The sequence below is a fragment of the Microbacterium sp. 8M genome, assembly GCF_902506375.1.
GTDB lineage: Bacteria > Actinomycetota > Actinomycetes > Actinomycetales > Microbacteriaceae > Microbacterium.
On the sequence record NZ_LR733284.1, the window covers coordinates 1818779 to 1845105 of the forward strand.

The 26327-nt window shown below is 71.1% G+C and carries 23 protein-coding genes; 11 read left to right on the forward strand and 12 right to left on the reverse strand.

The genetic code is table 11. The features are described from left to right. The first annotated feature begins 9 nt into the window (after positions 1 to 9). Entirely contained in the window at positions 10 to 948 is a 939-nt protein-coding gene (locus AERO9AM_RS08615; protein WP_159575768.1) for an arginase family protein, read from the forward strand. Positions 949 to 985: 37 nt separating this feature from the next. Here the strand turns inward: AERO9AM_RS08615 and AERO9AM_RS08620 are convergent, their stop codons facing one another. Beyond that, positions 986 to 1507 carry an AAA family ATPase gene (locus AERO9AM_RS08620; RefSeq protein WP_159575769.1) on the reverse strand — a complete coding sequence of 174 codons (522 nt, stop codon included), beginning with the start codon at positions 1505 to 1507 and terminating at the stop codon, positions 986 to 988. Next, entirely contained in the window at positions 1504 to 3951 is a 2448-nt protein-coding gene (locus AERO9AM_RS08625) for a DNA gyrase/topoisomerase IV subunit A (protein WP_159575770.1), read from the reverse strand. The genes AERO9AM_RS08620 and AERO9AM_RS08625 overlap by 4 nt, the downstream gene beginning before the upstream one ends. 80 nt (positions 3952 to 4031) lie before the next feature. On the opposite strand from AERO9AM_RS08625, the gene AERO9AM_RS08630 reads away from it, so the two are divergent. After that, positions 4032 to 5156: an alkaline phosphatase family protein gene (locus tag AERO9AM_RS08630; protein WP_159575771.1), complete on the forward strand. Its 1125-nt coding sequence runs from the start codon at positions 4032 to 4034 to the stop codon at positions 5154 to 5156. An 8-nt stretch (positions 5157 to 5164) separates the two neighbouring features. Here the strand turns inward: AERO9AM_RS08630 and sepH are convergent, their stop codons facing one another. Then, complete coding sequence (sepH, locus tag AERO9AM_RS08635; RefSeq protein WP_159575772.1) at positions 5165 to 6232, reverse strand: septation protein SepH; 1068 nt, start codon at positions 6230 to 6232, stop codon at positions 5165 to 5167. 193 nt (positions 6233 to 6425) lie between these two features. On the opposite strand from sepH, the gene AERO9AM_RS08640 reads away from it, so the two are divergent. After that, positions 6426 to 6719 (forward strand): DUF4193 domain-containing protein, encoded by a 294-nt coding sequence (locus tag AERO9AM_RS08640; RefSeq protein WP_159575773.1) that lies wholly within the window; start codon positions 6426 to 6428, stop codon positions 6717 to 6719. An 89-nt stretch (positions 6720 to 6808) separates the two neighbouring features. On the opposite strand, the gene AERO9AM_RS08645 is transcribed toward AERO9AM_RS08640, so the two are convergent. After that, the gene (locus AERO9AM_RS08645; protein ID WP_159575774.1) at positions 6809 to 7309 is read right to left on the reverse strand and encodes a DUF3093 domain-containing protein; all 501 of its coding nucleotides are present in this window, start codon (positions 7307 to 7309) and stop codon (positions 6809 to 6811) included. Between the two features lie 12 nt (positions 7310 to 7321). Between AERO9AM_RS08645 and dut the strand changes: the two genes are divergently transcribed. The 4 genes from dut to acnA all read left to right on the forward strand — a co-directional run bounded on the left by dut (position 7322) and on the right by acnA (position 12165). Then, positions 7322 to 7795 carry a dUTP diphosphatase gene (dut, locus tag AERO9AM_RS08650; protein WP_201298611.1) on the forward strand — a complete coding sequence of 158 codons (474 nt, stop codon included), beginning with the start codon at positions 7322 to 7324 and terminating at the stop codon, positions 7793 to 7795. Then, positions 7792 to 8400: a DUF3710 domain-containing protein gene (locus AERO9AM_RS08655; protein ID WP_159575775.1), complete on the forward strand. Its 609-nt coding sequence runs from the start codon at positions 7792 to 7794 to the stop codon at positions 8398 to 8400. Before dut ends, AERO9AM_RS08655 begins: the two co-directional genes overlap by 4 nt. Next, a complete protein-coding gene (locus AERO9AM_RS08660; protein WP_159575776.1) occupies positions 8397 to 9170 on the forward strand; it encodes a DUF3159 domain-containing protein in 774 nt (257 codons plus the stop codon). Before AERO9AM_RS08655 ends, AERO9AM_RS08660 begins: the two co-directional genes overlap by 4 nt. Before the next feature lie 127 nt (positions 9171 to 9297). Continuing rightward, a complete protein-coding gene (gene acnA, locus AERO9AM_RS08665; RefSeq protein WP_201298612.1) occupies positions 9298 to 12165 on the forward strand; it encodes an aconitate hydratase AcnA in 2868 nt (955 codons plus the stop codon). 64 nt (positions 12166 to 12229) lie between these two features. On the opposite strand, the gene AERO9AM_RS08670 is transcribed toward acnA, so the two are convergent. Next, positions 12230 to 13393: a citrate synthase gene (locus AERO9AM_RS08670; RefSeq protein ID WP_159575778.1), complete on the reverse strand. Its 1164-nt coding sequence runs from the start codon at positions 13391 to 13393 to the stop codon at positions 12230 to 12232. A gap of 125 nt (positions 13394 to 13518) precedes the next feature. On the opposite strand from AERO9AM_RS08670, the gene AERO9AM_RS08675 reads away from it, so the two are divergent. Together AERO9AM_RS08675 and dxs are read left to right on the forward strand one after the other, a co-directional pair. After that, entirely contained in the window at positions 13519 to 14829 is a 1311-nt protein-coding gene (locus tag AERO9AM_RS08675) for a citrate/2-methylcitrate synthase (protein ID WP_159575779.1), read from the forward strand. A 61-nt stretch (positions 14830 to 14890) separates the two neighbouring features. After that, on the forward strand, positions 14891 to 16873 hold the full coding sequence (gene dxs, locus AERO9AM_RS08680) for a 1-deoxy-D-xylulose-5-phosphate synthase (RefSeq protein WP_159575780.1): 1983 nt from the start codon (positions 14891 to 14893) through the stop codon (positions 16871 to 16873). Here the strand turns inward: dxs and AERO9AM_RS08685 are convergent. Together AERO9AM_RS08685 and AERO9AM_RS08690 are read right to left on the reverse strand one after the other, a co-directional pair. After that, positions 16870 to 17409 carry a hypothetical protein gene (locus tag AERO9AM_RS08685; protein WP_159575781.1) on the reverse strand — a complete coding sequence of 180 codons (540 nt, stop codon included), beginning with the start codon at positions 17407 to 17409 and terminating at the stop codon, positions 16870 to 16872. The two genes, dxs and AERO9AM_RS08685, sit on opposite strands and share 4 nt — an antisense overlap. Before the next feature lie 41 nt (positions 17410 to 17450). Next, on the reverse strand, positions 17451 to 18140 hold the full coding sequence (locus AERO9AM_RS08690) for a TetR/AcrR family transcriptional regulator (RefSeq protein ID WP_159575782.1): 690 nt from the start codon (positions 18138 to 18140) through the stop codon (positions 17451 to 17453). Between the two features lie 105 nt (positions 18141 to 18245). Here AERO9AM_RS08690 and AERO9AM_RS08695 point away from each other — a divergent pair, with 105 nt between their 5' ends. Continuing rightward, a complete protein-coding gene (locus AERO9AM_RS08695; RefSeq protein ID WP_159575783.1) occupies positions 18246 to 19187 on the forward strand; it encodes a diacylglycerol/lipid kinase family protein in 942 nt (313 codons plus the stop codon). 135 nt (positions 19188 to 19322) lie between these two features. Here AERO9AM_RS08695 and AERO9AM_RS08700 read toward each other — a convergent pair whose 3' ends face one another. From AERO9AM_RS08700 to AERO9AM_RS08715, 4 genes are all read right to left on the reverse strand, one after another. Further along, on the reverse strand, positions 19323 to 21467 hold the full coding sequence (locus tag AERO9AM_RS08700; protein ID WP_159577453.1) for a 3-hydroxyacyl-CoA dehydrogenase NAD-binding domain-containing protein: 2145 nt from the start codon (positions 21465 to 21467) through the stop codon (positions 19323 to 19325). Between the two features lie 8 nt (positions 21468 to 21475). Continuing rightward, complete coding sequence (locus tag AERO9AM_RS08705) at positions 21476 to 22681, reverse strand: thiolase family protein (RefSeq protein WP_159575784.1); 1206 nt, start codon at positions 22679 to 22681, stop codon at positions 21476 to 21478. 177 nt (positions 22682 to 22858) lie between these two features. Next, complete coding sequence (locus tag AERO9AM_RS08710) at positions 22859 to 24055, reverse strand: HRDC domain-containing protein (protein WP_159575785.1); 1197 nt, start codon at positions 24053 to 24055, stop codon at positions 22859 to 22861. After that, the gene (locus AERO9AM_RS08715) at positions 24048 to 24629 is read right to left on the reverse strand and encodes a DUF3000 domain-containing protein (RefSeq protein WP_159575786.1); all 582 of its coding nucleotides are present in this window, start codon (positions 24627 to 24629) and stop codon (positions 24048 to 24050) included. Before AERO9AM_RS08715 ends, AERO9AM_RS08710 begins: the two co-directional genes overlap by 8 nt. A 25-nt stretch (positions 24630 to 24654) precedes the next feature. Between AERO9AM_RS08715 and AERO9AM_RS08720 the strand changes: the two genes are divergently transcribed. Further along, complete coding sequence (locus AERO9AM_RS08720; protein ID WP_159575787.1) at positions 24655 to 25815, forward strand: alpha/beta hydrolase family protein; 1161 nt, start codon at positions 24655 to 24657, stop codon at positions 25813 to 25815. A gap of 62 nt (positions 25816 to 25877) precedes the next feature. Here AERO9AM_RS08720 and AERO9AM_RS08725 read toward each other — a convergent pair whose 3' ends face one another. After that, positions 25878 to 26324, reverse strand: coding sequence for a SufE family protein (locus AERO9AM_RS08725; protein WP_159575788.1), 447 nt, complete (start codon positions 26322 to 26324; stop codon positions 25878 to 25880). Positions 26325 to 26327: the final 3 nt, after the last annotated feature.

Consider the following 26327-nt stretch of genomic DNA (forward strand, 5'->3'; position numbering starts at 1 on the left):
ACTGAGGTGATGGTCGCCGTCGTCTCCGCCCCCACGAACCTCGGACTCCGGCCGCCCGTGCGCGGCGGCGTGCCGGGAACCGCGAAGGCTCCCGAGGCGCTCCGCGAGGCCGGACTGCACCGCCTCCTGTTCGCCCGAGGCGCCGTCGACGGCGGCGTCGTGCTGCCCGGCCGCTATGTGGACGACGACGGACGCCGGCCCGCGGCAACCGTGCGCAATCAGGCGGCGATCATCGACCACGCCCGCCGGCTGGCGCATCGCCTGTTCGAGATCCGCGAGTCGGGCCAGGCGCCCCTCGTGCTGGGCGGCGACTGCAGCCTGGCGATCGCAGCGGGGCTGGCGTCCCGCGTGACCGGCGGCGGTGGCCTCGTGCACATCGACGGACACACGGACTTCCGCCACCCGGGCAACAGCGACGGCGTCGCGAGCGTGGCGGGGGAGGACCTCGCGGCGGCGGTGGGGATGCACCTGCCCGCGCTCAGCGACATCGACGGACTGTCGCCGTACTTCGACCCCGCGCGCACGGCGCACATCGGGTGCCGCTACGCCGATCCGCATGCGGACGAGCTGCGCCGCACGATCGGCCTCGTCGTGCCGGCCGACGAGGTCATCCTGCACGGCGGCACCAGGGCGGCGAACCGGGTGCGCGCGCTGGACGGCCTCGACCGCGGGTACTGGATCCAGGTCGACGTCGACGTGCTGGATCCCGTGCACATGCCGGCGGTGGACAGCCCGGATCCGGGAGGCCTCGCCCCGGAGGAGCTCGTCGCACTGCTCGGCGCTCTCGCGCCGCACGCCTGGGGCGCCTCGGTCACCGTGTTCGATCCGGACCTGGACCCGGACGGCGTTCACGCCCGCACGGTGGCGGCGATCGTCGCAGAGGGGCTCTGCGATCTCGGCACGGCGCTCGGTGGAGACGCGATGTCGGGCTCACCCGGCGAACCGTGAGCGCCGCTGCGTCGAGGGCGACGGCGGCTCGCGCCGCTCAGATCAGTGCGTCATCCCAGCGTGCGCGGATCGCGTCGAGTGTCTCCTCGAGGGACAGGCCGGTGGTGTCGAGCCGAAGCCCCGGTGCGCGGAACCGGTCCTGATCGTCTCGCAGGTGCGTCCACTGGTCGGCGACGTGCTTCTCGCGTCGTGCGTCGCGCTGGCTCACGGTGTCCTCGGTGGCGGTCAGCAGCACGAAGCGGAGCGGCAGCCCGATCGCGGCGCGGTATTCGTCCAGCAGCTCCGTCCACAGCACCACGTCGGAGATCGAGACGTCGAAGTCCGCGCCGGCGAAGTTGCGGGCCAGGTCCGCGATGTTCCGCCGGCGCAGCGCGAGCTGACGCTCCGCCTCCTCCGCGGGCTCCTGGCCCGGCGCGACGAGGCCGGACAGCACCAGGGACTCGCCGATCACATCCGTGTCCAGGTGCACGCCGCGGGTGGCCCGCGCGGCCAGCTCCCGGGCCACCGTCGTCTTGCCGACGCCGGGAAGGCCGGAGACGAGCACGATCGAGCCGGTCATGCGCCCAGTGTGCCACCGATCGAGCCGATCACGCCGTCGATCGGCTGACCCGACGCATCGCGCTTGGCCCCGGTCTCCGGCAGCGTCCGCGCCGAGCCGTCCGGGCCGACCGCGAGCGCCGGCTCGACGCCGACCCAGGCGAGCGTGAGACGATCCTCGCCCTTCAGGAAGGCGTGTGCGCGCACGCCGCCGGTCGCACGGCCCTTGCCGGGGAACTCCGCGAAGCGCGAGGACTTGGCGCGCCCGGGGTCGGTGCCGGGGATCATGCCGGTGGCGCCGGAGACCGTCACCACGATCGCGTCCGCGTCAGGGGCGACGACCGAGAAGGAGATGACCTCCGCCTTGGCACCGAGCTTGATGCCCGCCATCCCGCCGGCAGGTGCGCCCTGGGGGCGGACCCCGGAGGCAGGGAAATGCAGCAGCTGCGCGTCGCTGGTCACGAACACGAGCTCCGCGTCGTCGGGGGCGGACCCGGCGCCGACGACGGCGTCGCCGGGCTTCATCCCGATGACCTCGAGCTCGGGCTTGACCGCCAGCGCCGACGGGACGACGCGCTTGACCACGCCCGAGCGGGTGCCGAGCGCGAGCGGGGTGTCGTCGTCGAAGCGGACGAGCGCCAGGATCCGCTCGCTCTTGTCGAGCAGGCCGATGTAGTCGCGCAGCGGCACGCCCGCGGCGAGGTGCACCGAGGCGGACGGGACAGAGGGAAGGTCCATCGCCGTGAAGCGCAGCACTCGTCCCGCCGAGGTCACCGCGCCGATCTCCGTGCGCGTGGTGGTCGGAAGCGTCGCGAGGATCGCGTCGTGCTTGCTGCGCCGGGTGGCGGGGGAGAGGTCCTGCCCGGGCTCCAGATCCACGCGCACCGCGCGGCCGGTGGTGGAGAGCACCACGACCGTCGGCGCGTCGGCGATCTGGGTGTCGACCGGTCCCTTCGCCGCACGCGCCTTGGGCGGGGCGGCGTTCAGCAGCAGGGTGCGCCGCGGCGTCCCGTAGGCCTCGGCTGCGGCGTCCAGCTCTGTCGCGACCTGCGCGCGCAGGAGCGCCTCGCTGGCGAGCAGCTCCTGCAGCTTCGCGATCTCGGCGAGCAGCTGGTCGCGCTCGGTCTCGAGCTCGATGCGGGAGAACTTGGTGAGGCGGCGCAGCCGCAGCTCGAGGATGTACTCCGCCTGCCGCTCGCTGAGGTCGAAGACGCTCTGTAGACGCGTGCGCGCCTGCTCCGAGTCGTCCGAGGAGCGGATGACCTGGATGACCTCGTCGATGTCGAGGATCGCGATGAGCAGGCCCTCGACGAGGTGCAGGCGCTCCTCGCGGCGGGCGAGCCGGAACCGGCTGCGACGCGTGACGACCTCGAGACGATGCTGCACGTAGACGCTGAGCAGCTCCTTGAGCCCGAGCGTGCGCGGCTGGCCGTCGACCAGGGCGACGTTGTTGATGCTGAAGGAGTCCTCGAGCGGCGTGAGCCGGTACAGCTGCTCCAGCACGGCGTTCGGGTCGAAGCCGTTCTTCACGCCGATCTGGATCCGCAGGCCGTGATTGCGGTCGGTGAGGTCGTTGACGTCGCTGATGCCCTGCAGCTTCTTGGCCTGCACCGCGTCGCGGATCTTCTCGATCACGCGCTCCGGCCCCACCATATAGGGGAGCTCGGTGACCACGATGCCGGTCCGGCGCGGGCCCAGCGGCTCGACCGAGGCCTTGCCGCGCACCTTGAACGCGCCGCGGCCGGTCGCGTACGCGTCGCGCACCCCGTCCAGGCCCATCACGATGCCGCCCGACGGGAAGTCGGGGCCCGGCACGAACTCCATAAGCTCCTCGGTGGTGGCCTCGGGGTGCTCGAGCAGGTGGGTGGCCGCGGCGACGACCTCGATGAGGTTGTGCGGCGCCATGTTGGTCGCCATGCCCACGGCGATGCCGCTCGCGCCGTTCACGAGCAGGTTGGGGAACGCGGCCGGCAGCACCGACGGCTGCTGGAACTGGCCGTCGTAGTTCGGCACGAAGTCGACGACGTCCTCGTCCAGGCTCTCGGTGAGCGCGAGCGCCGCCGGCGCCAGGCGCGCCTCGGTGTAGCGCGAGGCGGCGGGACCGTCGTCCAGGGAGCCGAAGTTGCCGTGCCCGTCGACGAGCGGCAGGCGCAGCGCGAACGGCTGGGCCAGGCGAACCAGGGCGTCGTAGATGGCGGAGTCGCCGTGCGGGTGCAGCTTTCCCATCACATCTCCGACGACGCGGGCGCTCTTCACGTGGCCCTTGGTGGGCACGAGGCCCATCTCGGCCATCTGGAAGAGGATCCGGCGCTGCACGGGCTTGAGGCCGTCGCGGGCGTCGGGCAGTGCGCGGGAGTAGATGACGGAATACGCGTACTCCAGGAAGGAGCCCTGCATCTCGCTCGACAGATCGATGTCCTGGATGCGCTCTTCGATCGGCTCGGGCGGGGTGGTCGTGCGGGGCATGGGCTTCCTGCGGTTTCGGGAGGCGGCGGAGCGGTTCTCGACGCCGGGGCCGGGCCGGCCTCTGTGCGAGACTGGCTCGGATGACCCTCATGCTACCGGCGATCCCGCCGTCTCCCCGGAGCATCACCGGGGTGGCGGGCGACCTGTTCGGCGCGCTCGACGGCACCGGGGAGTCGCTGCCGGCCGCGCGCTCCGCAGTCCTCGTCGTGATGGACGGCCTCGGCGCGATCCCGCTGCGCGCCCATGCCGGGCACGCGCGACGTCTGGCCGGTGCGATGGCGAAGAAGGACGTGCTCTCCAGCGTCTTCCCGTCCACGACGGCCGCGGCGCTCACGAGCCTGCTCACCGGGGTGGACCCGGGGCAGCACGGGCTGGTGGGGTACGAGGTCCGGGATCCCGGCACGGGAGCGATCGTCAATCAGCTCGCCGGCTGGGAGAAGGCGCACGTCGACCCACGGCAGTGGCAGCGCACGCCGACGGTCTTCGAGACCGCGGCGGCGGCGGGGCGCCCGGCGTTCGCCGTCGGCCTCGCGGCGTACGCCGGCAGCGGTTTCTCCGCGGCCACGCTCCGCGGCGCCGAGTTCCGCGCGGCGAAGAGCGCCGCCGAGCGCGTCGCGCTGGCGCTGACCCTCGCGGACGAGAACGAGGGCGCTCTGGTGTACTGCTATCTGCCCGAGGCCGACAAGGCCGGGCACAAGCACGGGATGGCCTCTCCCGCCTGGATCGCGGCCCTCGAGGAGCTCGACGCGGCGATCCCCGCATCGATGCCGGAGGGCGTCGGCGTGCTCGTCACGGCCGACCACGGCATGGTCGACGTTCCCCGCACCCGGCACCTGGTCATCGAGGAGCGCAGCCCGCTGCAGGAGGGCGTCGCGGCGATTGCCGGAGAGCCGCGCATGCTGCACGTGTACCTCGAGGATCCGTCGCGCGTCGACGAACTGGCGGCGCGCTGGGCCGCCGGCGTCGAGGGTGCTGCGGACGTGCTCACCCGGGCGCAGGCGGTGCAGGGCGGTCTGTTCGGCGTCGCCCCCACCGCGGAGGCGCTGTCGCGGATCGGCGACCTCGTCGTTCCCGCGCGGGGGTTGTGGGCACTGTACGACGGCGCTGCGGATCCGCGTTCCCAGGGCATGGTCGGTCAGCACGGCTCAGTCAGCCCCGAGGAGCTGCGGGTGCCGCTGATCCGGTTCGGGGCGTTCGCCCGCTGACCCGGCGGTCAGTCCTCGCTGCGCGCGCCGAAGACGATTTCGTCCCAGGACGGCATCCCGCGACGGCGCTTGCGGGAACCCGAGTCGCTGTCCAGCGACACCGGCGGCGCCGGCTGAACGGGCTCCGGCTCCGGTTCGTACCCCGGCTCCAGGGCGTCGAACAGCGCGAGCGGGCGTGCGTCGTCCGACTCCTCCTCGACCGTGGGGCGCGCCTCGCGCTGCCCGCGGCGGCGGCGCAGCGCCTCGAGCAGGTCCGCCGTGTCCGCAGGGGTGGCCGGAGCGAACGACGCGCTGCGGGTGGCCGCCTCCTGCGCATTCGATGACGACTGCGGGTGGCGTGCGGAGCGCGGCTCCGGCGTCGGGGACGAATCAGCCGGCTCTGCGGTGTCGGCCGGCTCAGCAGGAGCCGGCACGAGACGAGGACCGAACGCGCCGGAGTCGAACCGGGTCTCATCCTTGTACGGCGATGGGCGCTCCTTGTCCAGGGCGCGCAGCCGGGGGATCAGCCCCTCGGGCAGTGAGCCCTGCCGGGAGAGCTGGGTCGCGTCGGCGTTGAGCGGCGCGAGTGCGCTGCGCCGCGGATCGAAGCTCCAGCGCGCGTCGTGTTCGACGTCGTTCGCGGTGAACTCGAGCTTCACGACCCAGCCGGTGTCGTCCTTCCAGCTCGCCCAGCGCTCGTCGGTCGCCGACAGCTCGGCCAGCTTGGCCCGGATCGCGACGCCGAACGTCGGCTGCGCATCGGGCTCGACCTCGCTCCCGATCAGCACGGGCACCGCGAGCGCCTGGCCGACGATGTGCTCGCGCTCGGCGAGCACCGGGCTCTCGAACCGCTGCACGACCTCGAGGTCGACCCCGAGCAGCTCGGCGACCTCGGCGGCCGACATGCCCCCGCGGATGTGCGCCTGGATCTCGCGCGGACTCGCCGCAAGTGGCGCAGGCTTCTCCTCGCGCCCGGCCCTGGCCCGGCGCAGCTCGGTGCGCAGCACCTCGTCGATGGGCAGGGCGAATCGCTCTCCCGACTCGGTGGCGAGGACGAGGACATCGTCCTCTGCGCCGACGATCGTGACGTGTTCCATGGCTTCAGCCCCTCAGGATGAGTGTCGATTCATGGTGTCACGCGGCGGGTCCCGTCCAGGGAATATCGTGGGCGCGCCGTCAGTTCGGATCGGGAGGACTGAGTGGCATTTGCGATTTGCACGCGCGTCATGCAAACTATGGGCCGCCGAACACCCCCGGCTCCCGCCACTCGCAGGATGAAAGTGGAGATCCATGGCAACCGATTACGACGCCCCGCGCAAGAGCGAAGACGAGAGCGAGTCCATCGAGGCTCTCAAGGAGCGCGTCCCCGACAAGCTGTCGGGATCGATCGATGTCGAGGACTCGGACAACCCCGGTGGCTTCGACCTCCCCGGTGCGGACCTCTCCGACGTCGAGCTCGACGTCGTGGTGCTGCCCCCGCAGGAGGACGAGTTCACCTGTGTCAACTGCTTCCTCGTGAAGCACCGTTCGCAGCTCGACCACGAGGACGCTGCGGGCCCCATCTGCAAGGAATGCGCGGCCTGACCCCTCGACGCTGCTCGCGCCCGGACCTGATCGGTTCCGGGCGCGTTCTGCGTTTCCGGACCTGGTCGTCCTCGCGGGCGGATGTCGTCCTAGCGAGCGGATGCGGTCGCGGCGGCGCGCGCGGCGTCGATCGCCGCGGCGAGCCGATCCGGCGTGCGGGTGGAGATCGTCCAGCTCGGCGCGGGATCGGCGGGATCCGTGTTCGGCACGACGACCACGCCGTCGATGCCTCCGCGGATGAGATGCCATCCTCGGGCGGGGAGACCCGGCCCACGGGCCTGCCGCGCGTCCTCTCCGGTGCGGATCTCCGGCTCGCCGAGCCAGGATGCGTCGATCCAGGCGCGTCCGGCGCGCAGCACCCGCTGATCGACCTCCACGGTGGGGGAGGCGAGGATCATGAGCGCGATGATGGCGAGCGTGGCCACGACGCCGATCCCCAGCGCGAGCGCGGATCCGGCCGGCACGAAGACCAGCGTGAGCATGGGGCCGCCGAGCGCCGCGGCGAGGAACAGCCACAGGCTCGGTGCGAGGCGCTCGCGATAGCGGACCCGGGCGGATGCGGGGCGGCCGTCGTCCGGTGCGTTCTGCATTAGCCTCTTTCCGTGACCGAATCCGTGGACGTTCCCATTATCGCGCCCGAGCTCCCCGTGTACGCGCACCCGGGCGACGCCGGGGCCGACCTCGTCTCGACCGAGGCGGTGCGACTGGAACCGGGGCAGCGCGCGCTCATCGGCACCGGCGTGCGCATCGCCCTGCCGGAGGGCTTCGCGGCGTTCGTGGTGCCGCGCAGCGGGCTGGCGGCGAAGCACGGCATCACCGTGGTGAACGCACCCGGCACCGTCGATGCGGGCTACCGCGGCGAGATCAAAGTGAGTCTTCTGAACACCGACAGCGACGCGGCGTACGATGTCGCGGTCGGTGATCGCATCGCCCAGCTGATCGTCATGCCCGTCACCCGGGCCCGGTTCATCCCGGTCTCCACGCTCGACGAGTCGGTTCGTGGCGCGGGCGGATTCGGATCCACCGGCTATCAGACCCAGAGCGCCGCCCCTGTCGGCGCGGAGGAGAACGCATGACTGACGACAGCACGTCCGGGATCGAACCCGTCGAGGGGGCCGCGAAGGCGCCGCTGCGCGACCGCGCGGTCGACGGCCCGTTCGACGAGAGCGAGGCGAACCCGGTCCGCCCGTACATCGACCTCGGCGCGATCAAGATCCTGCCCCGGGAGGGCCTGAACCTCCGCCTCGAAGTGGAGGAGCAGACGCAGCGCATCGTGGCGGTCGGGCTCGACTACGCCGACTCGACCCTGCAGGTGCAGCCGTTCGCCGCGCCGCGCTCCAGCGGCCTGTGGGACGAGACCCGCGCCCAGATCCAGGAGCAGATCTCGCAGCAGGGTGGGAAGGTCACCGAGCGCGAAGGGGCTCTGGGCGCCGAGCTGCTGGCCGAGATCCCCGCCGTGGCCGGCGACACCGCCGTCACCCGGCTCGCCCGTTTCGTGGGCGTCGACGGCCCGCGCTGGTTCCTGCGCGGCGTGATCGGAGGCGCTGCGGCGACCGACGAGACCGCGGCCGCGGCCGTGGAGGACCTGTTCCGCTCGATCGTCGTGGTGCGCGGGGGAGCCCCGATGCCGCCGCGCGATCTCATCCCGCTGCGGATGCCCGCGGCGCCCGGCACGGCGTGAGCACGCCGGACGAGACGGAGGCGTCGCGCGAGCCCGCGGCTGAGCGCTACGCGCCTCCGCCGGCGCCGGACGCGGTGCAGAGCCTGGGCGCTGCACTCGGCGGCGCCGCGCAGCGCCTGGGCATCGACCCGAACTCGGGAGCCGGCACCGGCCATGTGGTGTGGCGCGCGATGGGCGGCTGGCGCGGGGTGCTCGAGTCGGTGCTGCCCAGCGCCGCGTTCCTCATCATCTACACGCTGCGCCCGGATCCGCTCTGGGTCTCCCTGGTCGTCTCGGTGGGGCTCGCCGCCGTGTTCTCCGTCATCCGGCTGCTGCAGCGCTCGCCCGCGGCGTCCGCGCTGGGCGGGCTCGTCGCGGTGGCCGCGGCCGCGGGGCTGGCGCTGTGGACCGGGCGCGGGCAGGACAACTTCGTGCCCGGCTTCTTCACCAATGCGGCGTACGGCACAGTCCTGCTGATCTCGGCGCTGGCGGGGTGGGCGCTCATCGGCGTCGCCGCGGGCTTCCTCATGGGCGACGTGCGGGGCTGGCGCCAGGACGCGCGCAAGCGCCGCGCCTTCTTCTGGCTCACGGTGGCGTGGGCGGCGCTGTTCTTCGCGCGCCTCGCCGTGCAGCTTCCTCTCTATTTCGCGGGAAATGTGCAGGCGCTGGGCACGCTGAAGCTGGTGATGGGGCTGCCCCTGTTCGCGCCGATGGTGGCGCTGACCTGGCTGGTCGTCCGCGCACTTTACCCGCCGGTGCCCGACGACGACACGGCCACCGGAGAACGCTGATCCGTCCCTTCGAGACGTGTTAGATTTATCTCGACGTCAAGATAAATCGACACCTTTCGCTCGCCCCGGCCGAAGCGCACACTTGTAAGGCCCGCCTTGCTGGTGCGCGGGGGAGCGGACGAGCAAGATGGAGTCGCCTGTCGCTTCCATCCGAACAGAAGGAGACGGATCCGTGTCCACGGTGAACAGCTTCGGTGCTCAGAGCACCCTGACGGTCGGCAGCACCGACTATGAGATCTTCCGGATCGACACGGTCCCCGGATACGAGAAGCTCCCGTTCAGCCTCAAGGTCCTCCTGGAGAACCTGCTTCGCACCGAGGATGGCGCGAACGTCACGAAGGCGCAGATCGAGGCTCTCGGCTCCTGGGACCCTTCCGCCGAGCCCGACACCGAGATCCAGTTCACGCCGGCGCGTGTGGTCATGCAGGACTTCACCGGCGTGCCCTGCATCGTCGACCTCGCCACCATGCGCGAGGCCGTCACGGCCCTCGGTGGTGACCCGAACAAGATCAACCCGCTCTCGCCCGCCGAGATGGTCATCGACCACTCGGTCATCGCCGACCTGTTCGGCCGCCCGGACGCGATCGAGCGCAACGTCGAGATCGAGTATGAGCGCAATGGCGAGCGCTACCAGTTCCTCCGCTGGGGTCAGACCGCGTTCGACGACTTCAAGGTCGTCCCGCCGGGCACCGGCATCGTGCACCAGGTGAACATCGAGCACCTGGCCAAGGTCGTCTACGACCGCACCGTGAACGGCGTGCTCCGTGCGTACCCCGACACCTGCGTCGGCACCGACTCGCACACCACCATGGTCAACGGCCTCGGCGTGCTGGGGTGGGGCGTCGGCGGCATCGAAGCCGAGGCGGCCATGCTCGGCCAGCCGGTCTCCATGCTCATCCCGCGCGTCGTCGGCTTCAAGCTCACCGGCGAGATCCCCGCCGGCGTCACCGCCACCGACGTCGTGCTCACGATCACCGACATGCTGCGCAAGCACGGCGTGGTCGGCAAGTTCGTCGAGTTCTACGGTGCCGGCGTCGCCTCGGTGCCGCTCGCCAACCGCGCCACCATCGGCAACATGTCGCCGGAGTTCGGCTCCACCGCCGCGATCTTCCCGATCGACGACGTGACGCTCGACTACCTGCGCCTCACCGGTCGCGACGAGCAGGCGGTCGCCCTCGTCGAGGCGTACGCGAAGGAGCAGTCGCTCTGGCACGACGCCGCGAACGAGCCGAGCTTCAGCGAGTACCTCGAGCTCGACCTCTCGACCGTGGTGCCCTCGATCGCGGGCCCGAAGCGTCCTCAGGACCGGATCCTGCTCTCCGAGGCCAAGGCGCAGTTCGAGAAGGACATCGTCGGCTACGCGACCGCTCCGGTCGACGTCGCGGATGCCGGATCCTTCCCCGCGTCCGACCCGGGCTCCGTGCCGGGCGAGGAGGTCGAGACGACCGAGATCCCGGTCGTGCTGAACTCCGGCGCCCCCGCGGAGGCGTCCAAGCCCGTCAAGGTGAAGGCCGCGGACGGGACGAAGTACATCCTCGACAACGGCGCGGTCACCCTCGCGGCGATCACGTCGTGCACGAACACCTCGAACCCGTCGGTCATGATCGCCGCCGGCCTTCTCGCCCGCAAGGCGCGTGAGAAGGGCCTGAAGCAGAAGCCGTGGGTCAAGACCACGCTCGGCCCGGGATCCAAGGTCGTCACCGACTACTACGAGAAGTCCGGCCTCGACAAGGACCTCGAGGGCCTCGGCTTCTACACCGTCGGCTACGGCTGCACGATCTGCATCGGCAACTCCGGTCCGCTGATCGAGGAGGTCTCCGCCGCGATCAACGAGAACGACCTCGCAGTCACCGCGGTGCTCTCCGGCAACCGCAACTTCGAGGGCCGGATCAGCCCGGACGTGAAGATGAACTACCTCGCCAGCCCGCCGCTGGTGGTGGCCTACGCCCTGGCCGGGTCGATGAACTTCGACTTCGAGACCCAGCCCCTCGGGCAGGACACCGAGGGCAACGACGTCTTCCTCAAGGACGTCTGGCCCGACCCCGCCGAGGTGCAGGAGATCATCGACTCCTCGATCTCGCGCGACCAGTTCATTAAGCAGTACGCCACCGTGTTCGACGGCGACGAGCGCTGGAAGAACCTGCCCACCCCGACCGGCCCCGTGTTCGAGTGGGACGAGGACTCCACCTACGTGCGCAAGGCGCCGTACTTCGACGGCATGGAGCGCACCCCGGCGCCCGTCACCGACATCACCGGCGCCCGTGTGCTGGCGACCCTCGGCGATTCGGTCACCACCGACCACATCTCGCCGGCCGGCAACATCAAGGCGGGCACGCCCGCTGCGCAGTACCTCACGGAGCACGGCGTCGCGCAGAAGGACTTCAACTCCTACGGCTCGCGCCGCGGCAACCACGAGGTGATGATCCGCGGCACGTTCGCGAACATCCGCCTGAAGAACGCGCTGGTCAAGGCGGTCAACGACGGGCAGCAGATCGAGGGCGGTTACACTCGCGACTTCACCCAGCCCGGTGGCCCGCAGGCGTACATCTTCGACGCTTCGCAGAACTACCAGGCGCAGGGCACCCCGCTGGTGATCTTCGGCGGCAAGGAGTACGGATCCGGATCCTCCCGCGACTGGGCGGCGAAGGGCACCAACCTGCTCGGCGTCAAGGCCGTCATCACGGAGAGCTTCGAGCGCATCCACCGCTCGAACCTCATCGGCATGGGCGTCGTGCCGCTGCAGTTCCCTGCCGGCGAGAGCTGGGAGTCGCTGGGCCTGGACGGCACCGAGATCGTCTCGATCACGGGTCTGGAGGAGCTGAACAACGGCACCACGCCCAAGACGGTCAAGGTCACCGCGACGCCGAGCGAGTTCTCGCCCGAGGGCAAGCAGACGATCGAGTTCGACGCAGTCGTGCGCATCGACACCCCCGGTGAGGCCGACTACTACCGCAACGGCGGCATCCTGCAGTACGTGCTGCGCTCGCTGGTCTGATCCACGAGCACGACGACGGGGCCGGTTCCTTCGGGAGCCGGCCCCGTCGTCGTGCTCGAGGGCTTCAGCCGGCCGTCGGCCCCACGTACCGAGAGGAGGGGCGCAGGATCTTGCCGTCCTGCACCTGTTCGCAGGCGTGCGCGCCCCAGCCGATGAGGCGCGCCGAGGCGAACGTCGACGTGAACAGCTCCCGCGGGATCCCGCACGCCTCCATCACGACCGCCGCGTACAGCTCGACGTTCGTGCGCAGCGAGCGGCCCGGCTTGAGCTCGTCGAGCACCCGGAGCACGGTCTGCTCGACGGTCACGGCGAGGTCGACGCGATCCGAGGCGAGCCCGTCCGTGCGCAGCCGCTGCGCGACGCCCCGGAGCAGGCGCGACCGCGGGTCCTCCGTGCGGTACACGGCATGGCCGAAGCCCATGATGCGGCCGCCGTGCTGCACGCGGTCGCGCACCCACTCCTCGGCGCGCTCGGGCGTGCCGATCTCGTCGAGCATGTCGAGCGTGCGGGCGGGCGCGCCGCCGTGGAGGGGGCCGGCGAGCGCACCGAGCGCGCCGCCCACGCAGGCGGCGAGGTCGGCGCCGGTGGAGGCGATCACCCGCGCGGTGAACGTGGAGGCGTTGAAGCCGTGGTCGATCGCCGCCGTCAGGTAGGTGCCGAGTGCGGCCACCAGACGTGCGTCGGGCGTGCTGCCGAGGAGCATCCGCAGATAATCGCTGATGGGATCGAGCACGGGATCGGGGGCGAGCGGATCCATTCCCCGGCTCAGGCGGTGCAGCGCCGCGATGAGCGCCGGCGCCACAGCTGCAAGGCGGACGGCGTCGTCGACGCGCTCGGGCTCGTCCTCGTCGTAGAGCGGGCGCCGCCCGTCGGCCGCGGAGACGAGCGCGAGCGCCGTGCGCAGCTGTGCCATGGGATCCAGGCCCGAGCGAGCGATCGACGGCAGGGTCTCCGACACGGGCGCGGGGATCCGGCGGGCCTCGGCCGTGCGGGTGCGCCACCGGCCTGCGTCCGAGTCGTCGGCGGGCAGGGCGCCGAGTGCGACCAGGCGCCAGGCGTCCTCGAAGCGGGCATCGGCGGCGAGCTCCACGCCGGAGACTCCGCGGTAGTGGAAGAAGCCCTCGGCGCCGCGCACGTCGCCGATGCGCGTCTCCGCGACGACGACGTTGGTGAGACCTCGCGGGACGTCGATGAGCTGCGTGTCGTTGCGATCGATCGTGATGGCCATATCGGCTCCTCTCTGTCGCGCCGCGGTTCAGAGCTCGAGGCTGCTGCGGATCGCGGCTCTGCGTTCACGATGCGACATGGATCCGTCTATCGTCAATGTTGATCGGATCAATGAGGAGGCTCGCGATGGAGGCACTCACCGCGGCCCAGGCCGCCGCCCGTCTCGGTGTGCGGACCGAGACCCTGTACGCCTACGTGTCGCGCGGGCTCATCTCCCGGGAGCGTGGACCGCACGGATCGGTGTTCGATCCGCTCGAGGTCGAGCGGTTCGCGCGCACCCGCCGTCGGAGGACCTCGCCCTCGCACGGCGGTGCACGACCCGCGGGCGCGGACGGGAGCCCGCTCGCCGTGATCGATACGGACATCGCGCTGATCGAGGACGGCGGGCTGTGGATCCGCGGCGTGCCGATCGACGAGCTGATCGCCGGGCCGGGGGAGCCGCCCCGGTTCGACGGCGTGGTGCGCTGGCTGTTCGAGCACACCGAGCTCCCGCAACCCGATGCGAGCCCCCTCGCGTCCACGGGCAGCGATGCCGCAGGAGCGATGCTCGCCGGCCTCCCGCCGGAGTCGCCCGCATTCAGCCGTCTGCTCGCCGTGGTCGCAGCCCTCGCCGCGGTCGATCCGGAGCGCTACGACCTGCGGCCGGAGACGGTGGCGCGGGTGACGCTGCGGCTCGTGGCGGGACTCGTCGATGCGTTGCCCCCACATGTCACGACGGGAGGCGGTGCAGGGGAGAGCGCTGCGCCCACCGCGGCCGCGGCGCCGCTGGCCGCCCGGCTGTGGTCGCGGCTGACTGCGGCGCCGGCGACCGCGGACCGGGTGCGCGTGCTGGACGCGGCGCTCGTGCTCCTCGTGGACCACGACATGGCGGTGTCGACGCTCGCGGCGCGCGCCGCAGCCTCGGCGCGGGCCCACCCCTACGCGGTGGTGGCCGCCGGCTTCGGCGCCCTCGACTCCGCTCTGCACGGCGCCGCGAGCGCATCCGTGCACGCGCTGCTGAGCGCGGTGCGCGCGGGCGCGGACCCGGCGGCAGCCGTGGCGACCGCCACCCGACTCGGCGGGGCCGGGGTGCCCGGGTTCGGGCAGCCGCTGTACCCGGACGGCGATCCGCGAGGGCGGCTGCTGCTCGATGCGCTGCGGGGGACGGCGGATCCGGCAGCCGATGCCGCGCTGCAGGTCGCCGACGAGGTCGTCGCGGTCGTGCGCGCACGCACCGGGCTGCATCCCACGGTCGATCTGGCGCTGGCGACGATCGCGCTGGCATGGGACATGCCCGCAGACGCCGGCGAGATCGTGTTCGCCGTCGCGAGGTCGGCGGGATGGTGCGCGCACGCCCTCGACGAGTACGGCCGCGCACCGCTGCGTCTGCGGCCGATCGGCCACTACGTCGGACCGGATCCGGCGGATCCTCAGCGCCCCGGGAACATTGCTCGATAGGCTGGATCGGTGCGGTGGACCCCGGCCCGGCGCATCCGATTCGTTTCAGGAGGCAGACACGGTGGCGATCCTTCCCGGCATCTCCGGTCCCCGCGACCTCGATCGGCTGACCCCCGGACAGCTCTCCGAGCTCGCTGCCGAGATCCGCTCCTTCCTGATCGAGAACGTGGCGCGCACCGGTGGGCACCTGGGGCCGAACCTCGGCGTCGCGGAGCTGACGATCGCGCTGCACCGCGTGTTCTCCTCGCCGGACGATCCGATCATCTTCGACACCGGTCACCAGTCGTACGTGCACAAGCTGCTCACCGGGCGCCAGGACTTCTCGGCGCTGCGCTCCCGGGGCGGCCTTGCGGGATACCCGCAGCGGTCGGAGAGCGCCCATGACGTCGTCGAGTCCTCGCACGCGTCCAGCTCCCTGAGCTGGGCGGACGGCATCTCGCGGGCGTTCACGGCGACCGGGCGGGCCGATCGGCATGTCGTCGCCGTGGTCGGTGACGGCGCTCTCACCGGCGGTATGACCTGGGAGGCGCTCAACAACATCTCCGACGACAACGACCGCAACCTCGTGATCGTTGTGAACGACAACGGGCGCTCGTACGCGCCGACGATCGGCGGCATGGCCCGCTACATGAACCGGGTGCGCACGGCCGCCGTGTACCGCGATCTGCACCGGAAGTCGGACCGGTTCTTCCGGGCGTTCGGCCCGCTGGGGCGCGCGTTCTACCGCGGTGTGCGCGGGGGCACGCACGGCTTCCTCTCCCGCTTCTCCAACAACGAGGAGCTGTACTCGAATCTCGACATCAAGTACCTGGGTCCCATCGACGGGCATGACATCCAGGCGCTCACCGAGACTCTGCAGCTGGCCAAGGACTTCGGCGCGCCCGTCATCGTGCACGTGATCACCGAGAAGGGACGCGGCTATCAGCCGGCGCTCGACGACGAGGCCGACCAGTTCCACGCCGTGAACAAGATCGACCCCAAGACCGGGATGCCGCTCGCCGCGTCCGGCACGGGCTGGACCGACGTGTTCGCGGACGCGCTGGTCGAGGTCGGCGCGCGCACCCCGAACGTCATCGCGATGACGGCGGCGATGCTGCGTCCCACCGGGCTCGCCCCGTTCGCCGAGCGCTACCCGGACCGGGTCTACGACGTCGGCATCGCCGAGCAGCACGCGGTCACGGCCGCCGCCGGGCTCGCCTACGGCGGTCTGCATCCGGTCGTGGCGCTCTACGCCACCTTCATGGGGCGCGCGTTCGATCAGGTGCTCATGGACGTGGGCCTGCACCGCGCCGGCGTCACGTTCGTGCTGGATCGTGCCGGCGTGACCGGGCCCGACGGTCCCAGCCACCACGGCCTCTGGGATCTGTCGATGCTGCAGATCGTCCCGGGGATCCGGATCGCGGCACCGCGGGATGCCGCCCGGTTGCGCGAGGAGCTCGAGGAGGCCGTCGCGATCGACGACGCGCCCACGGTCATCCGGTTCCCGAAGGGCGCGGTCACCCCCGAGATCCCGGCGCTCGAGCGCCTGCACGACGGCGTGGACGTGCTGTCCCGCGGCGAGGGGGAGGACGTCCTGCTCGTCGGAATCGGGCCGTTCGCGACGCTCGCGCTCGACGTGGCGGAGCGGCTCAAGGCTCAGGGCATCGGTGCGACGGTGATCGACCCGCGCTGGGCGATCCCGGTGCAGCCGTCGGTCGTCGAGCTGGCCGCCCGGCACCGCCTCGTCATCACGCTGGAGGACGGGATCCGCGTCGGCGGCGTCGGCACCCGAGTGCGGCAGGTGCTGCGCGAGGCGGGCATCGACACGGCGGTCGACGAGCTGGGGCTGCCCGACGCGTACATCGACCACGCGAGCCGCGAGCAGATCCTCGAAGACGCGGGTCTCACCGCAGGGAAGATCGCCCAGGACGTCGTCGCCCAGGTGCTCGGCACGCGCGTGCCGATCGCCCGCCCAACCGGAGAGATCCCCCTGCACACCGGCACCGTGGAGATCGTGACGGGCCGCAGCGCCGATGCGGACGCCGAGGAGCGCCGCCGCCGCTAGGCCCGGTCAGGCCAGAGTTCGGCGACGGCCGCGTCGTCACGCAGCGCGCGACGCGCTGTGATTGTCCAGCCGGCCGTGGCGGACGCCCCCGTTGCACCGGCGGCGATCACCAGCAGGATGGTGGCATCGCCGCTCATATGGCTCGGTCCCAGCGCCCATGCATTGCCGACGAGGCCCACGAGGGCGCCGACGACTCCGCCGAGCGCGAAGTAGGCACACGCATGGATCCATCTGGTCCGTACGCGTACGAGGGAACGGCCGATCAGCCCGGCGAGCGGGGCCGCAGCGAGCGTCACCAGAGCCGACACGGCCCCTCCCACGATCAGGGCCGGAATCAGATAGCACAGCCACACGACGAAGCCCCCGATGCGTACAGACCAGTCCGCGCCGACATCGGATCCTGATATGCCTCCTGTCGATCCCGGTGCGAAGAGCAGGACGACTGCGGGGATGAGGAACGCCAGCGACAACAAACTCAGGAACGATAGCCAAGTCGACAACGCGCCGCGGGCCAGTTCCCGCCGGGTGAACGCCATCGGCCTCTCGGGAGTGCGGGGCGAGCTCACCGTCACGCCGTTCACGGCTGCACGTCCGCGATCTGGTCGAGCAGGTCGCGGGTGACGCCCCGGACGCCCGGCATGCGAAGGAACGGCAGCGCGACGGCGAACAGCTTGAGGCCGGTGTCGAGGAGGCGCGTGGTCTTCGCCTGCTCGGGGGATTCGTCGTACGTCCAGCGCAGGATGAGGGCCAGGTACGCGGGGAAGAGGGCGTCCGGGAGGCGCTCCGCGATGTCGGCCGGCAACCGGTGCGTCGCTCCGTGCACCGTCTCGCGGAGAAGGCCCACGGTGAGCTCCCGTGCCGACGAGGACTCCGCGGACAGCGGGTTGATCGGGGAGTCGGGCGAGACCATCGCGCTGAGGAACCCGGGAGCCACCCGGCGATAGGAGCCGATCGTCGCGAGACCGGTCTCGAAGAACACGCGCAGACGCTCGGTGAGCCCGGTGATGCCATCGAGGCGAGGACGCGCCGCCCGTGCGTGATCGTGCTGCACCTGCTCGTAGAGCTCCTGCACCAGGTGTTCCTTGGAGGGGAAGTAGTAGTACGCGTTCCCGACCGAGACGCCCGCCTCCTTCGCGATCAGGCGGATCGTGGTGTCGGGGTATCCGCGCTCGATGAACGACGCCATCGCCGCCTCCCGGATCCGGGCCTTGGTCGCCTCGGCCTTGGGAGTGAGCGGCTTCTGGGGGCCCTCCACAGAACTGAACATGTTCAAAGAATAGCATCGCGGGCCGTCCAAGGGGTACGTGGGCCGTGACGTGTTCCGCGCAGCCGTGTGCGCGTCGCTCCTCGGCGGCACCCCTAGACTGACCGCATGGCAGCGTCGCCGAGGGGACTCGCAGGCGATCCCTCCGAGGGTGCGGACCGCACCGCGATCATGATCGTCAACCCTGCGGCCGGACGCGGTCGCGCCGAGGCGAAGGCAGGGGCGGTCGAGCGAGCGCTCCGCAGGCGTGGCGCGGAGATCGACGTCCGGCAGGGCGATACCGCTGCGGACACGCGACGGCTGGTCGAGCAGGCCGTCGCCGAGCGCCCGGATGTGCTCGTGATCGCCGGCGGAGACGGCACGATCTCGGCGGTGCTCGATCTCCTCGCCGATGCTCCGGTGCCGCTCGCGGTCGTCCCCGGCGGTACGGGCAACGACTTCGCAGCGGCGCTCGAGCTGCCGCAGGATCCGGAGCGCCTTGCCGACACGATCCTGCGCGGTCTGCCGCGCGCCGTGGATCTGGGTGTGGTGCGCAGCGACCGGGGGAGCCGGCTGTTCCTCACGGTCGCCGCATGCGGGTTCGACGCGAAGGTCGCGGCTCGGACGAACCGGCTGCGCTGGCCCCGCGGCGCACTGCGCTATTACCTGGCGCTTGCCCTGGAGCTGATTCGGCTCGCCCCGCAGCGCTATCGCGTGACCGACGAACAGGGCGATCGGGAGGCGCCGGGCACTCTGCTCGCCCTCTGCAACACGCGCTGCTACGGCGGCGGGATGCCCATCGCCCCGAAGGCCATCCCTGACGACGGACGCCTCGAAGTCGTGCACGTCGCGCCCCTCGGGCGGATCCGCCTGCTGCGGCTCTTCCCGCAGCTGCTGCACGGCACGCACATGATGCTGCCCGAAGTGACGGCCTGGGACACCCGGGAGATCACCGTGAGCGCGCCGGCGCTGGTCGTGTACGCCGACGGGGAGCGCGTCGCGCAGGGCTCCTGCACCGTGGCGGTGCGGCGCGGCGCGCTGACGGTGCTCGTCCCGGTGTTCCGGCGCTGAAGAAGCCTGGGCCGCCGTGGGGGCTGCGCCGCGCCGCGTGCTCGGTAGGCCGTCCTCCGCGAGACGACGAAACGCCGCCTCCGTCGGGAAGCGGCGTTTCGTCTCGAGCCAGCCGTCGGGCGGCCCTGAGAACCGTCAGCTGTGCGTGATGCCCCGGATCGCCGGGGTGTGGAACGTCGCGCCGAACACGCGTTCCGAGGCGCCCTCCCGGTCGAGGTAGGGCGACGCGCCGCCGTCGATGAACGGCCAGCCCGCACCGAGGATGAGGCACAGGTCGATGTCCTCGACCTCGGGCACGACGCCCTCGTCCAGCATGAGCTTGATCTCCTGGGCCAGGCCGTCCTGCACACGCCGGAGGATCTCCGCCGCGGGAGTCGGGGTGGATCCGGCCACCTGCTTGACGAGCTTCTCGGCCGCCTTCGTGAAGCCGGTCACCCGGCCGCCCTTGTCCTTCTCGACGACCTCGGGCAGATCCGCGAGGGCGTGGAAGTTCTCGTTGGCGTAGAAGCGGTCGGGGAACGCGTGCACCATGGTGTCCTGCACGTGCGCGGCGACCTTCCAGCCGACCAGGTCGATGAGCTGGAACGGCCCCATGGGCAGTCCGAGCGGCGCGAACGCCTTCTCCACGTCGGCGACGGGGGTACCCTCGTAGACGGCCCGTGCCGCCTCGCCCATGACCTTGGCGAGGAGGCGGTTCACGACGAATCCGGGGGCGTCGGCCGTGAGCACGGCGTTCTTGCCGAGACCCTTGGCGACCACGAAAGCCGTGGACAGCGCTGCCTCGGCGGTCGTCGGCGTCTTCACGATCTCGATGAGCGGCATGACCGCCACCGGGTTGAAGAAGTGGAAGCCGACCAGGCGCTCGGGGTGGGCGAGCTTGGATCCGATCTCCTCGACGGACAGCGACGAGGTGTTCGTCGCGAGGATCGCGTCCTCCGCCACGATCTTCTCGATCTCGCCGAACACGGCCTGCTTGACGCCGACCTCCTCGAACACCGCTTCGATCACGAAGTCGCAGTCGGCGTAGAGGCTCTTGTCGGTGGTGCCGGTGATGAGACCGCGCAGCTTGTTCGCGGTGTCGGCGTCCAGACGCCCCTTCGCCTCGAGCTTGCCGATCTCGTCGTGGATGTAGGCGACGCCCTTGTCGACGCGGGCCTGGTCGAGGTCGGTGATCAGCACCGGCACCTGGAGCTTGCGCACGAACAACAGCGCGAACTGGCTCGCCATGAGCCCGGCACCGATGATGCCGACCTTGGTGACCTTCTTCGCGAGCTCCTTGTCCGGAGCGCCGACCGGGCGCTTGGCGCGCTTCTGCACGAGGTCGAACGCGTACATGGACGCGGCGAACTGGTCGCCGGTGACGAGATCCGCGAGCGCCTCGTCCTCCCGTGCGAAGCCCTCTTCGCGGGTGCCGCTCCTCGCCTTGTCGAGCAGGTCGAGGGCGACGTACGGCGAGCGCGGCACGGTGCCGATCTTCGACTCGAGCATGCCGCGCGCCATCTTGATCGCGATCGGCCACTTGGTGAGCCGCTCGATCTTGCCCGGCTCGTTCTTGCGCTCCACCTTCTTGCCGCCGAGGACGGCGTCGGCCCAGCGCAGCGAGTCCTCGAGGAAGTTCGCCGCGGGGAAGATCGCATCCATCATGCCGAGCTCGAACGCCTGCTGCGGCTTGAGCATGCGGTTCTGCTTGAGCGGGTTCGAGATGACCACCTCGAGCGCGTTCTCGATGCCGATGAGGTTCGGCAGCAGGTAGGCGCCGCCCCAGCCGGGGATGATCCCGAGGAAGACCTCGGGCAGTGCGATGGCGGCCGCGGAGGCGTCGACGGTGCGGTACGTGGAGTTCAGTGCGATCTCGACGCCGCCGCCCAGGGCGAGGCCGTTCACGAAAGCGAACGAGGGCACGCCCAGATCGCTGAGCGAGCCGAGCACCTTGTGGCCGAGCTGCGCGATGAGGCGCGCGTTGTCCCGCGAGCCCACCCGGCTGATGTCGGAGAGGTCGGCGCCGGCGGCGAGGATGTACTGCTTGCCGGTGATGCCGACGGCCTGGATCTCGCCCGACGCCGCCCGCGCCTTCAGGGAGGCGAGCGTCTCACCGAGCTCGGTGAGCGTGGCGGGACCCAGCGTGTTCGGGCGCGTGTGGTCGCGTCCGTTGTCCAGCGTGATGAGGGCGAGGACCTTGCCCGAGGGCAGACGGACGTCGCGCACGGGGGAGTGCGTGACGACCTCGCCCTCGGTGAGGGCCTGGATGGGCGAGAAATCGATGGCGTCGTAGTTCGTCATTCCTGCGCTCACTTCCGCTTCTTGCCGTCGAAGTAGGGGTTCTCCCAGATGACCGAGCCGCCCTGGCCGAGGCCCACGCACATCGCGGTGAGGCCGTAGCGCACGTCAGGGCGCTCCGCGAACTGCGCCGCGAGCTGGATCATCAGGCGCACACCGGAGGCGGCGAGGGGGTGACCGATCGCGATCGCGCCGCCCCACGGGTTCACGCGGGGGTCATCGTCGGCGATGCCGAAGTGGTCGAGCAGGGAGATCACCTGGATCGCGAATGCCTCGTTCAGCTCGAACAGGCCGATGTCGTCGATCGTGAGGCCGGCCTTCTTGAGCGCCTTCTCGGTGGAGGGGATGGGGCCGATGCCCATGATCTCGGGCTGCACGCCGGCGAAGGCGAACGACACCATGCGCATCTTCGGGGTGAGGCCGAGCTCCTTCACGGCGCTCTTGCCGGCGAGGAGCGACATCGTCGCGCCGTCCGTGAGCGGCGAGGAGGTGCCGGCGGTCACGCGGCCGTGCGGGCGGAACGGGGTCTTCAGGCCGGCCAGGTCCTCCATCGTGGTCTGCGGGCGGCGGCCCTCGTCCTCGGTGGCCAGGCCCCAGGCGCCATCGGCGCCCTTGATCGCGACGGGCACCAGGTCGGGCTGGATCTTGCCGGCGTCGTACGCCGCCTGCACCTTGTGCTGGCTGAGCATGCCGTAGCGGTCCGAGCGCTCCTTGGTGAGGTGCGGGAAGCGGTCGAAGATGCGCTCCGCGGTCACGCCCATGTTCAAGGCGCCCGGGTCGACCATCTTCTCGGCCACGAAGCGAGGGTTCGGGTCGGCGTTGCCGCCGATCGGGTGGTGGCCCATGTGCTCGACGCCACCGGCGAGGGCGAGGTCGTACATGCCGACGCCGATCGAGGCGCCCATCGTGGTGACGCTGGTCATCGCGCCGGCGCACATGCGCTCGACGGCGAGACCGGGCACGGTCTGGGGGAGGCCGGCGAGGATCGCGACGGACCGGCCGAGGGTGAGTCCCTGGTCACCGGTCTGCGACGTCGCAGCGATCGCCACGTCGTCGATCCGATCGAGGGGGACGTTCGCGTTGCGCTCCATGAGGCCGATCGTGGCCTTCACCGCCAGGTCGTCCGCGCGCGTGTTCCAGTACATGCCCTTCTCGCCGGCGCGCCCGAACGGGGTGCGCACTCCATCGACGAAGAAGACGTCCGAGATCTCGGCCACTCTGCCTCCATAGTTCCGCCGGCCGCCTGTGCGAGCCGGACTTACATTTTCGCACGTCCTGAGGAACGCGGTTCCTGAATTCGTGAGACCGAGTTTCAGCTCGATCGGCGCATCCAGGGGGTGTTCCCTCAGCCTAGGAGCGGTGGGGGATCCGGTGGCGAATCGGTTGGGCTGAACCTACGAAGACGTTCCGGACGCCTCGTCCGGCGTTTGCGCAGCTTCGACAAAAGCATCCGCGATCCGCTGTGCGGTTTCCTCAATCTGCCATGGTCGAGCCTCGCGTTCCGCCAACGCCTGACCGATCGCCGCGGCGTCGATCTCCGCGGGCGGCTCCCACGCGATACGACGCAGGGTGTCCGGGGTGAGGAGGTTCTCCGTCGGCATCCCCAGTTCCTCCGCGCGCGCCTCGACGGCTGCGCGTGCGGCCTTCAGGCGGGCGTCGGCCTCGGGGTTGCGGTCCGCCCAGGCCCGCGGAGGCGGAGGCGCGTCGCTGGGCACGCGCTCGCGCGGCAGATCCGTGCGCTCCCGGCCGCGCTCGATCGCGGCCCACCAGCGGTCGAGCTGGCTGCGGCTCGCGCGGCCGGTGAACGCCGACACCGCGGCGAGGGCGCCCTTGCTCTGAGGATTCGCCTGGACGGCGGCGATGAGGGCGCGGTCGGGCACGAGGCGGCCGGGGGAGACATCGGACTCGCGGGCGAGTTCCTCGCGCGCTTCCCAGAGCTCACGGGCGACGGCGAGGTTCTTCGCACCGCGCACCTGATGCAGCCCGCTGAGGCGGCGCCACGGCTCGTCGCGCGGCGGCTTGGGCCGGCGCAGTCGCGTGGCCTCGAACTCCTGCGCCGCGAATGCGGTCTTGCCCGCCGCCTCGAGCTCGGCGGCGATGAAATCGCGCACATCCACGAGATGCAGCACGTCGAGCTCGGCGTACTCCAGCCACGCGTTCGGCAGCGGTCTGGTCGACCAGTCCGCGGCAGAATGCTCCTTGGCCAGCACGATCCCGAGCGCGCGTTCCACGACGGCGGCCAGGCCTACCCGCTCGTATCCGAGCAGGCGTGCAGCCAGCTCCGTGTCGAACACGCGGGCGGGCTCGAGGCCCAGCTCGTGCAGCGAGGGCAGATCCTGGCTGGCGGCGTGAAACACCCATTCCTCGGCGCCGATCGCGTCCTGCAGAGGCGCGAACGAGGAGATCGCGATCGGATCGAACAGGAAAGCGCCGGCCTCCCGGCGGAACACCTGCACGAGGTAGGCGCGCTGCGAGTAGCGGAAGCCTGAGGCGCGCTCCACATCGACGGCGACGGGGCCCTGTCCTGCGGCGAGCGCCTGCGCCGCGGCGGCGAAGGCCTCATCGCTGTCGATGACGACGTAGTCAGTCACGAATGGTTCTCCTGGCGCCGAACACGGCGATGTCCTCTGAGCCGGGCGGCAGTCCCGCCAGCATTCCGACGAGCTCGGCCCACGCCTCGGCGTGGGGCGCGAGCGCACCGGTCGGCGACCACGACGCACGGAGTTCGATCTGCGCGCCGTCACCCTCCGCGGCCAGCCCGCCGAAGCCCTTGGACAGGGTCTTCGTGGAGGTGCCGGACGCGGAGTGGTGCGACGCGCCTCGGGAGGCCAGCGCGTCGATCAGCCATGACCACGCTACATCGGCGAGCAGCGGGTCGGTGCCGATCTCCGGTTCCAATGGAGCCTGCGCGAACGCCACGATGCGCCATGGGCCGCCCCACGCGTCCGGCTCGGCCGGATCGTGCAGCAGCACGAACCTGCCGGTGCCGTAGATCGAGTCGCCGTTCGCGTCGGGGCGCACGTCAGCGGCGAACGCCAGTGCGTCGGGGGCCAGGCCCGATGGCGCGGGGATCTCGCGCACCACGATGTCGGTGCGGAATCGCAGCGCCCGAAGCTGCTCGGCGGCGTGCGCGAAAGCCCCGTCGGATCCTGGATGAGCGCTCACGCGGACAGACTAGAGTCAGGAGGCGATGAAGAGTCTCAGGCACGCCGCGACGTTCGGCGCGATCGCACTGGCCGGGGCCGCGGCTCTCGGCGCCGCGATCGGGGGAGCCCTCGTGCTGCGCATCGCGCGCGAGGTGGTCACGCCGGCACCGCGGAAGAACGACACCGAGGTGCTGGCGGTGGACACCGCCGCCCAGACGATCGAACTCGCACGGACCCCCGACACCGAGCTGCCCGGCAGCTACGGCCTGTATGTGGACGGGACGCCGGGCTACGTCAAGCTCGGGGCCGTGCTGCACGCCGACAGCCGCTCGGTGCGCCGCAAACTGCTGACCCAGATCGAGCCCGGCGCCGAGATCGGCCGGTGGGCCGCCTTCAGCGGTTACTACTACCTCGCCCCGGGTGAGCTGCACCTGCCTTACGAGTCCGTGCTCATCGGCACGCCGGCCGGTCCCTGCCCGGCCTGGCTGTTCCCGGCGGAGTCGACGACCTGGGTGATCCAGGTGCACGGCCGGGGTGCGACGCGCTCGGAGTGCCTACGCGCGGTGCCGGTCCTGCACGGGGCCGGGCTGCCCGTGCTCGTGACGTCGTATCGCAACGACGGCGAGGGGCCTCGCACGCGCCCCGGATCCTACGGTCTCGGAGCGACCGAATGGCGCGACGTCGACGCCGCCATCGCCTACGCGCTACGGCACGGCGCGGAGCGGATCCTGCTCATGGGATGGTCGATGGGCGGCGCGATCGCCCTGCAGACGCTCGTGTCGTCGGACCACGGCGGCGCGGTCGTCGGGATGATCCTGGACTCGCCCGTCGTGGATTGGCGCACCGTGCTGCGGTACCAGGCGAGGGAGATGAACCTTCCGGATCCGCTGCCGCAGCTCGCGATGGACGCGCTGCAGAGGCCGTGGTCGGCCCGTCTCAGCGGCGCGGATCAGGCGATCGCGTTCGATGCGCTCGACATGGTCGCCCGCTCCGCCGAGCTCGATGTCCCGATCCTGCTGCTGCACAGTGACGACGACGGATTCGTCCCGTCCGACGCGTCGCACGCGCTGGCGACGGCTCGGCCCGACCTGGTGACGATGCCGGTGTTCACAGGCGCCCGCCACACGAAGCTGTGGAACTACGACCAGAACCGGTGGAGCGACGCGATCACGGACTGGCTCGACGAGCACGGCTTCGCGGACTGAGGCTGCCGGGTCCCGGAGCCGGACGCTTCGACAGGCTCAACGACCGGCTGCGTCGACGTGACTCAGGCGGCGAGGCGCTCGCGCACCTGGCGCTTGGCGCGCATGAGCATGCCCGTCATGCCGGAGATGCGCAGCGGCGAGACCACCCGAGTGAGCCCGATCGACTGCGGGAAGTCGTCCGGGATCGCCAGCACCTCCTGCGGAGTGAGCCCGGCGATGCCCTGGGCCAGGATGCTCGCGAAGCCGCGCGTCGTCGGCGCCTCGGCCGGAGCGGTGGCGTGCATCGTCACCGCTCCGTCGGCGACCTCGAGGTAGATGTAGACCGGGGACTGGCATTCGGCGACCCGCTCCGTCATCTCCGGGTGCGCGGCGACCTCGTCCGACACCGGCGGCAGCTCGTTCGAGAACTCCAGCAGCAGCTGCAGCCGGTCGGACTCGGGGAGCTCGAGGAACTCGTCCCGGATGTCGGCGAGAGAATCCGGAAGGGCGTGGGCGGGGGTGTCGGTCATCCC

Coding starts and splice junctions, on each gene's coding strand:
- AERO9AM_RS08640 (WP_159575773.1), top strand. CDS start 6,426: ATGGCAACCGATTACGACGCCCCGCGCAAGAGCGAAGACGAGAGCGAG.
- AERO9AM_RS08700 (WP_159577453.1), bottom strand. CDS start 21,467: ATGACGAACTACGACGCCATCGATTTCTCGCCCATCCAGGCCCTCACC.
- AERO9AM_RS08690 (WP_159575782.1), bottom strand. CDS start 18,140: ATGTTCAGTTCTGTGGAGGGCCCCCAGAAGCCGCTCACTCCCAAGGCC.
- AERO9AM_RS08645 (WP_159575774.1), bottom strand. CDS start 7,309: ATGCAGAACGCACCGGACGACGGCCGCCCCGCATCCGCCCGGGTCCGC.
- AERO9AM_RS08670 (WP_159575778.1), bottom strand. CDS start 13,393: ATGGCCATCACGATCGATCGCAACGACACGCAGCTCATCGACGTCCCG.
- AERO9AM_RS08615 (WP_159575768.1), top strand. CDS start 10: ATGGTCGCCGTCGTCTCCGCCCCCACGAACCTCGGACTCCGGCCGCCC.
- sepH (WP_159575772.1), bottom strand. CDS start 6,232: ATGGAACACGTCACGATCGTCGGCGCAGAGGACGATGTCCTCGTCCTC.
- AERO9AM_RS08630 (WP_159575771.1), top strand. CDS start 4,032: ATGACCCTCATGCTACCGGCGATCCCGCCGTCTCCCCGGAGCATCACC.
- AERO9AM_RS08655 (WP_159575775.1), top strand. CDS start 7,792: ATGACTGACGACAGCACGTCCGGGATCGAACCCGTCGAGGGGGCCGCG.
- AERO9AM_RS08720 (WP_159575787.1), top strand. CDS start 24,655: ATGAAGAGTCTCAGGCACGCCGCGACGTTCGGCGCGATCGCACTGGCC.
- AERO9AM_RS08685 (WP_159575781.1), bottom strand. CDS start 17,409: ATGGCGTTCACCCGGCGGGAACTGGCCCGCGGCGCGTTGTCGACTTGG.
- AERO9AM_RS08675 (WP_159575779.1), top strand. CDS start 13,519: ATGGAGGCACTCACCGCGGCCCAGGCCGCCGCCCGTCTCGGTGTGCGG.
- AERO9AM_RS08625 (WP_159575770.1), bottom strand. CDS start 3,951: ATGCCCCGCACGACCACCCCGCCCGAGCCGATCGAAGAGCGCATCCAG.
- AERO9AM_RS08695 (WP_159575783.1), top strand. CDS start 18,246: ATGGCAGCGTCGCCGAGGGGACTCGCAGGCGATCCCTCCGAGGGTGCG.
- acnA (WP_201298612.1), top strand. CDS start 9,298: ATGGAGTCGCCTGTCGCTTCCATCCGAACAGAAGGAGACGGATCCGTG.
- AERO9AM_RS08620 (WP_159575769.1), bottom strand. CDS start 1,507: ATGACCGGCTCGATCGTGCTCGTCTCCGGCCTTCCCGGCGTCGGCAAG.
- AERO9AM_RS08725 (WP_159575788.1), bottom strand. CDS start 26,324: ATGACCGACACCCCCGCCCACGCCCTTCCGGATTCTCTCGCCGACATC.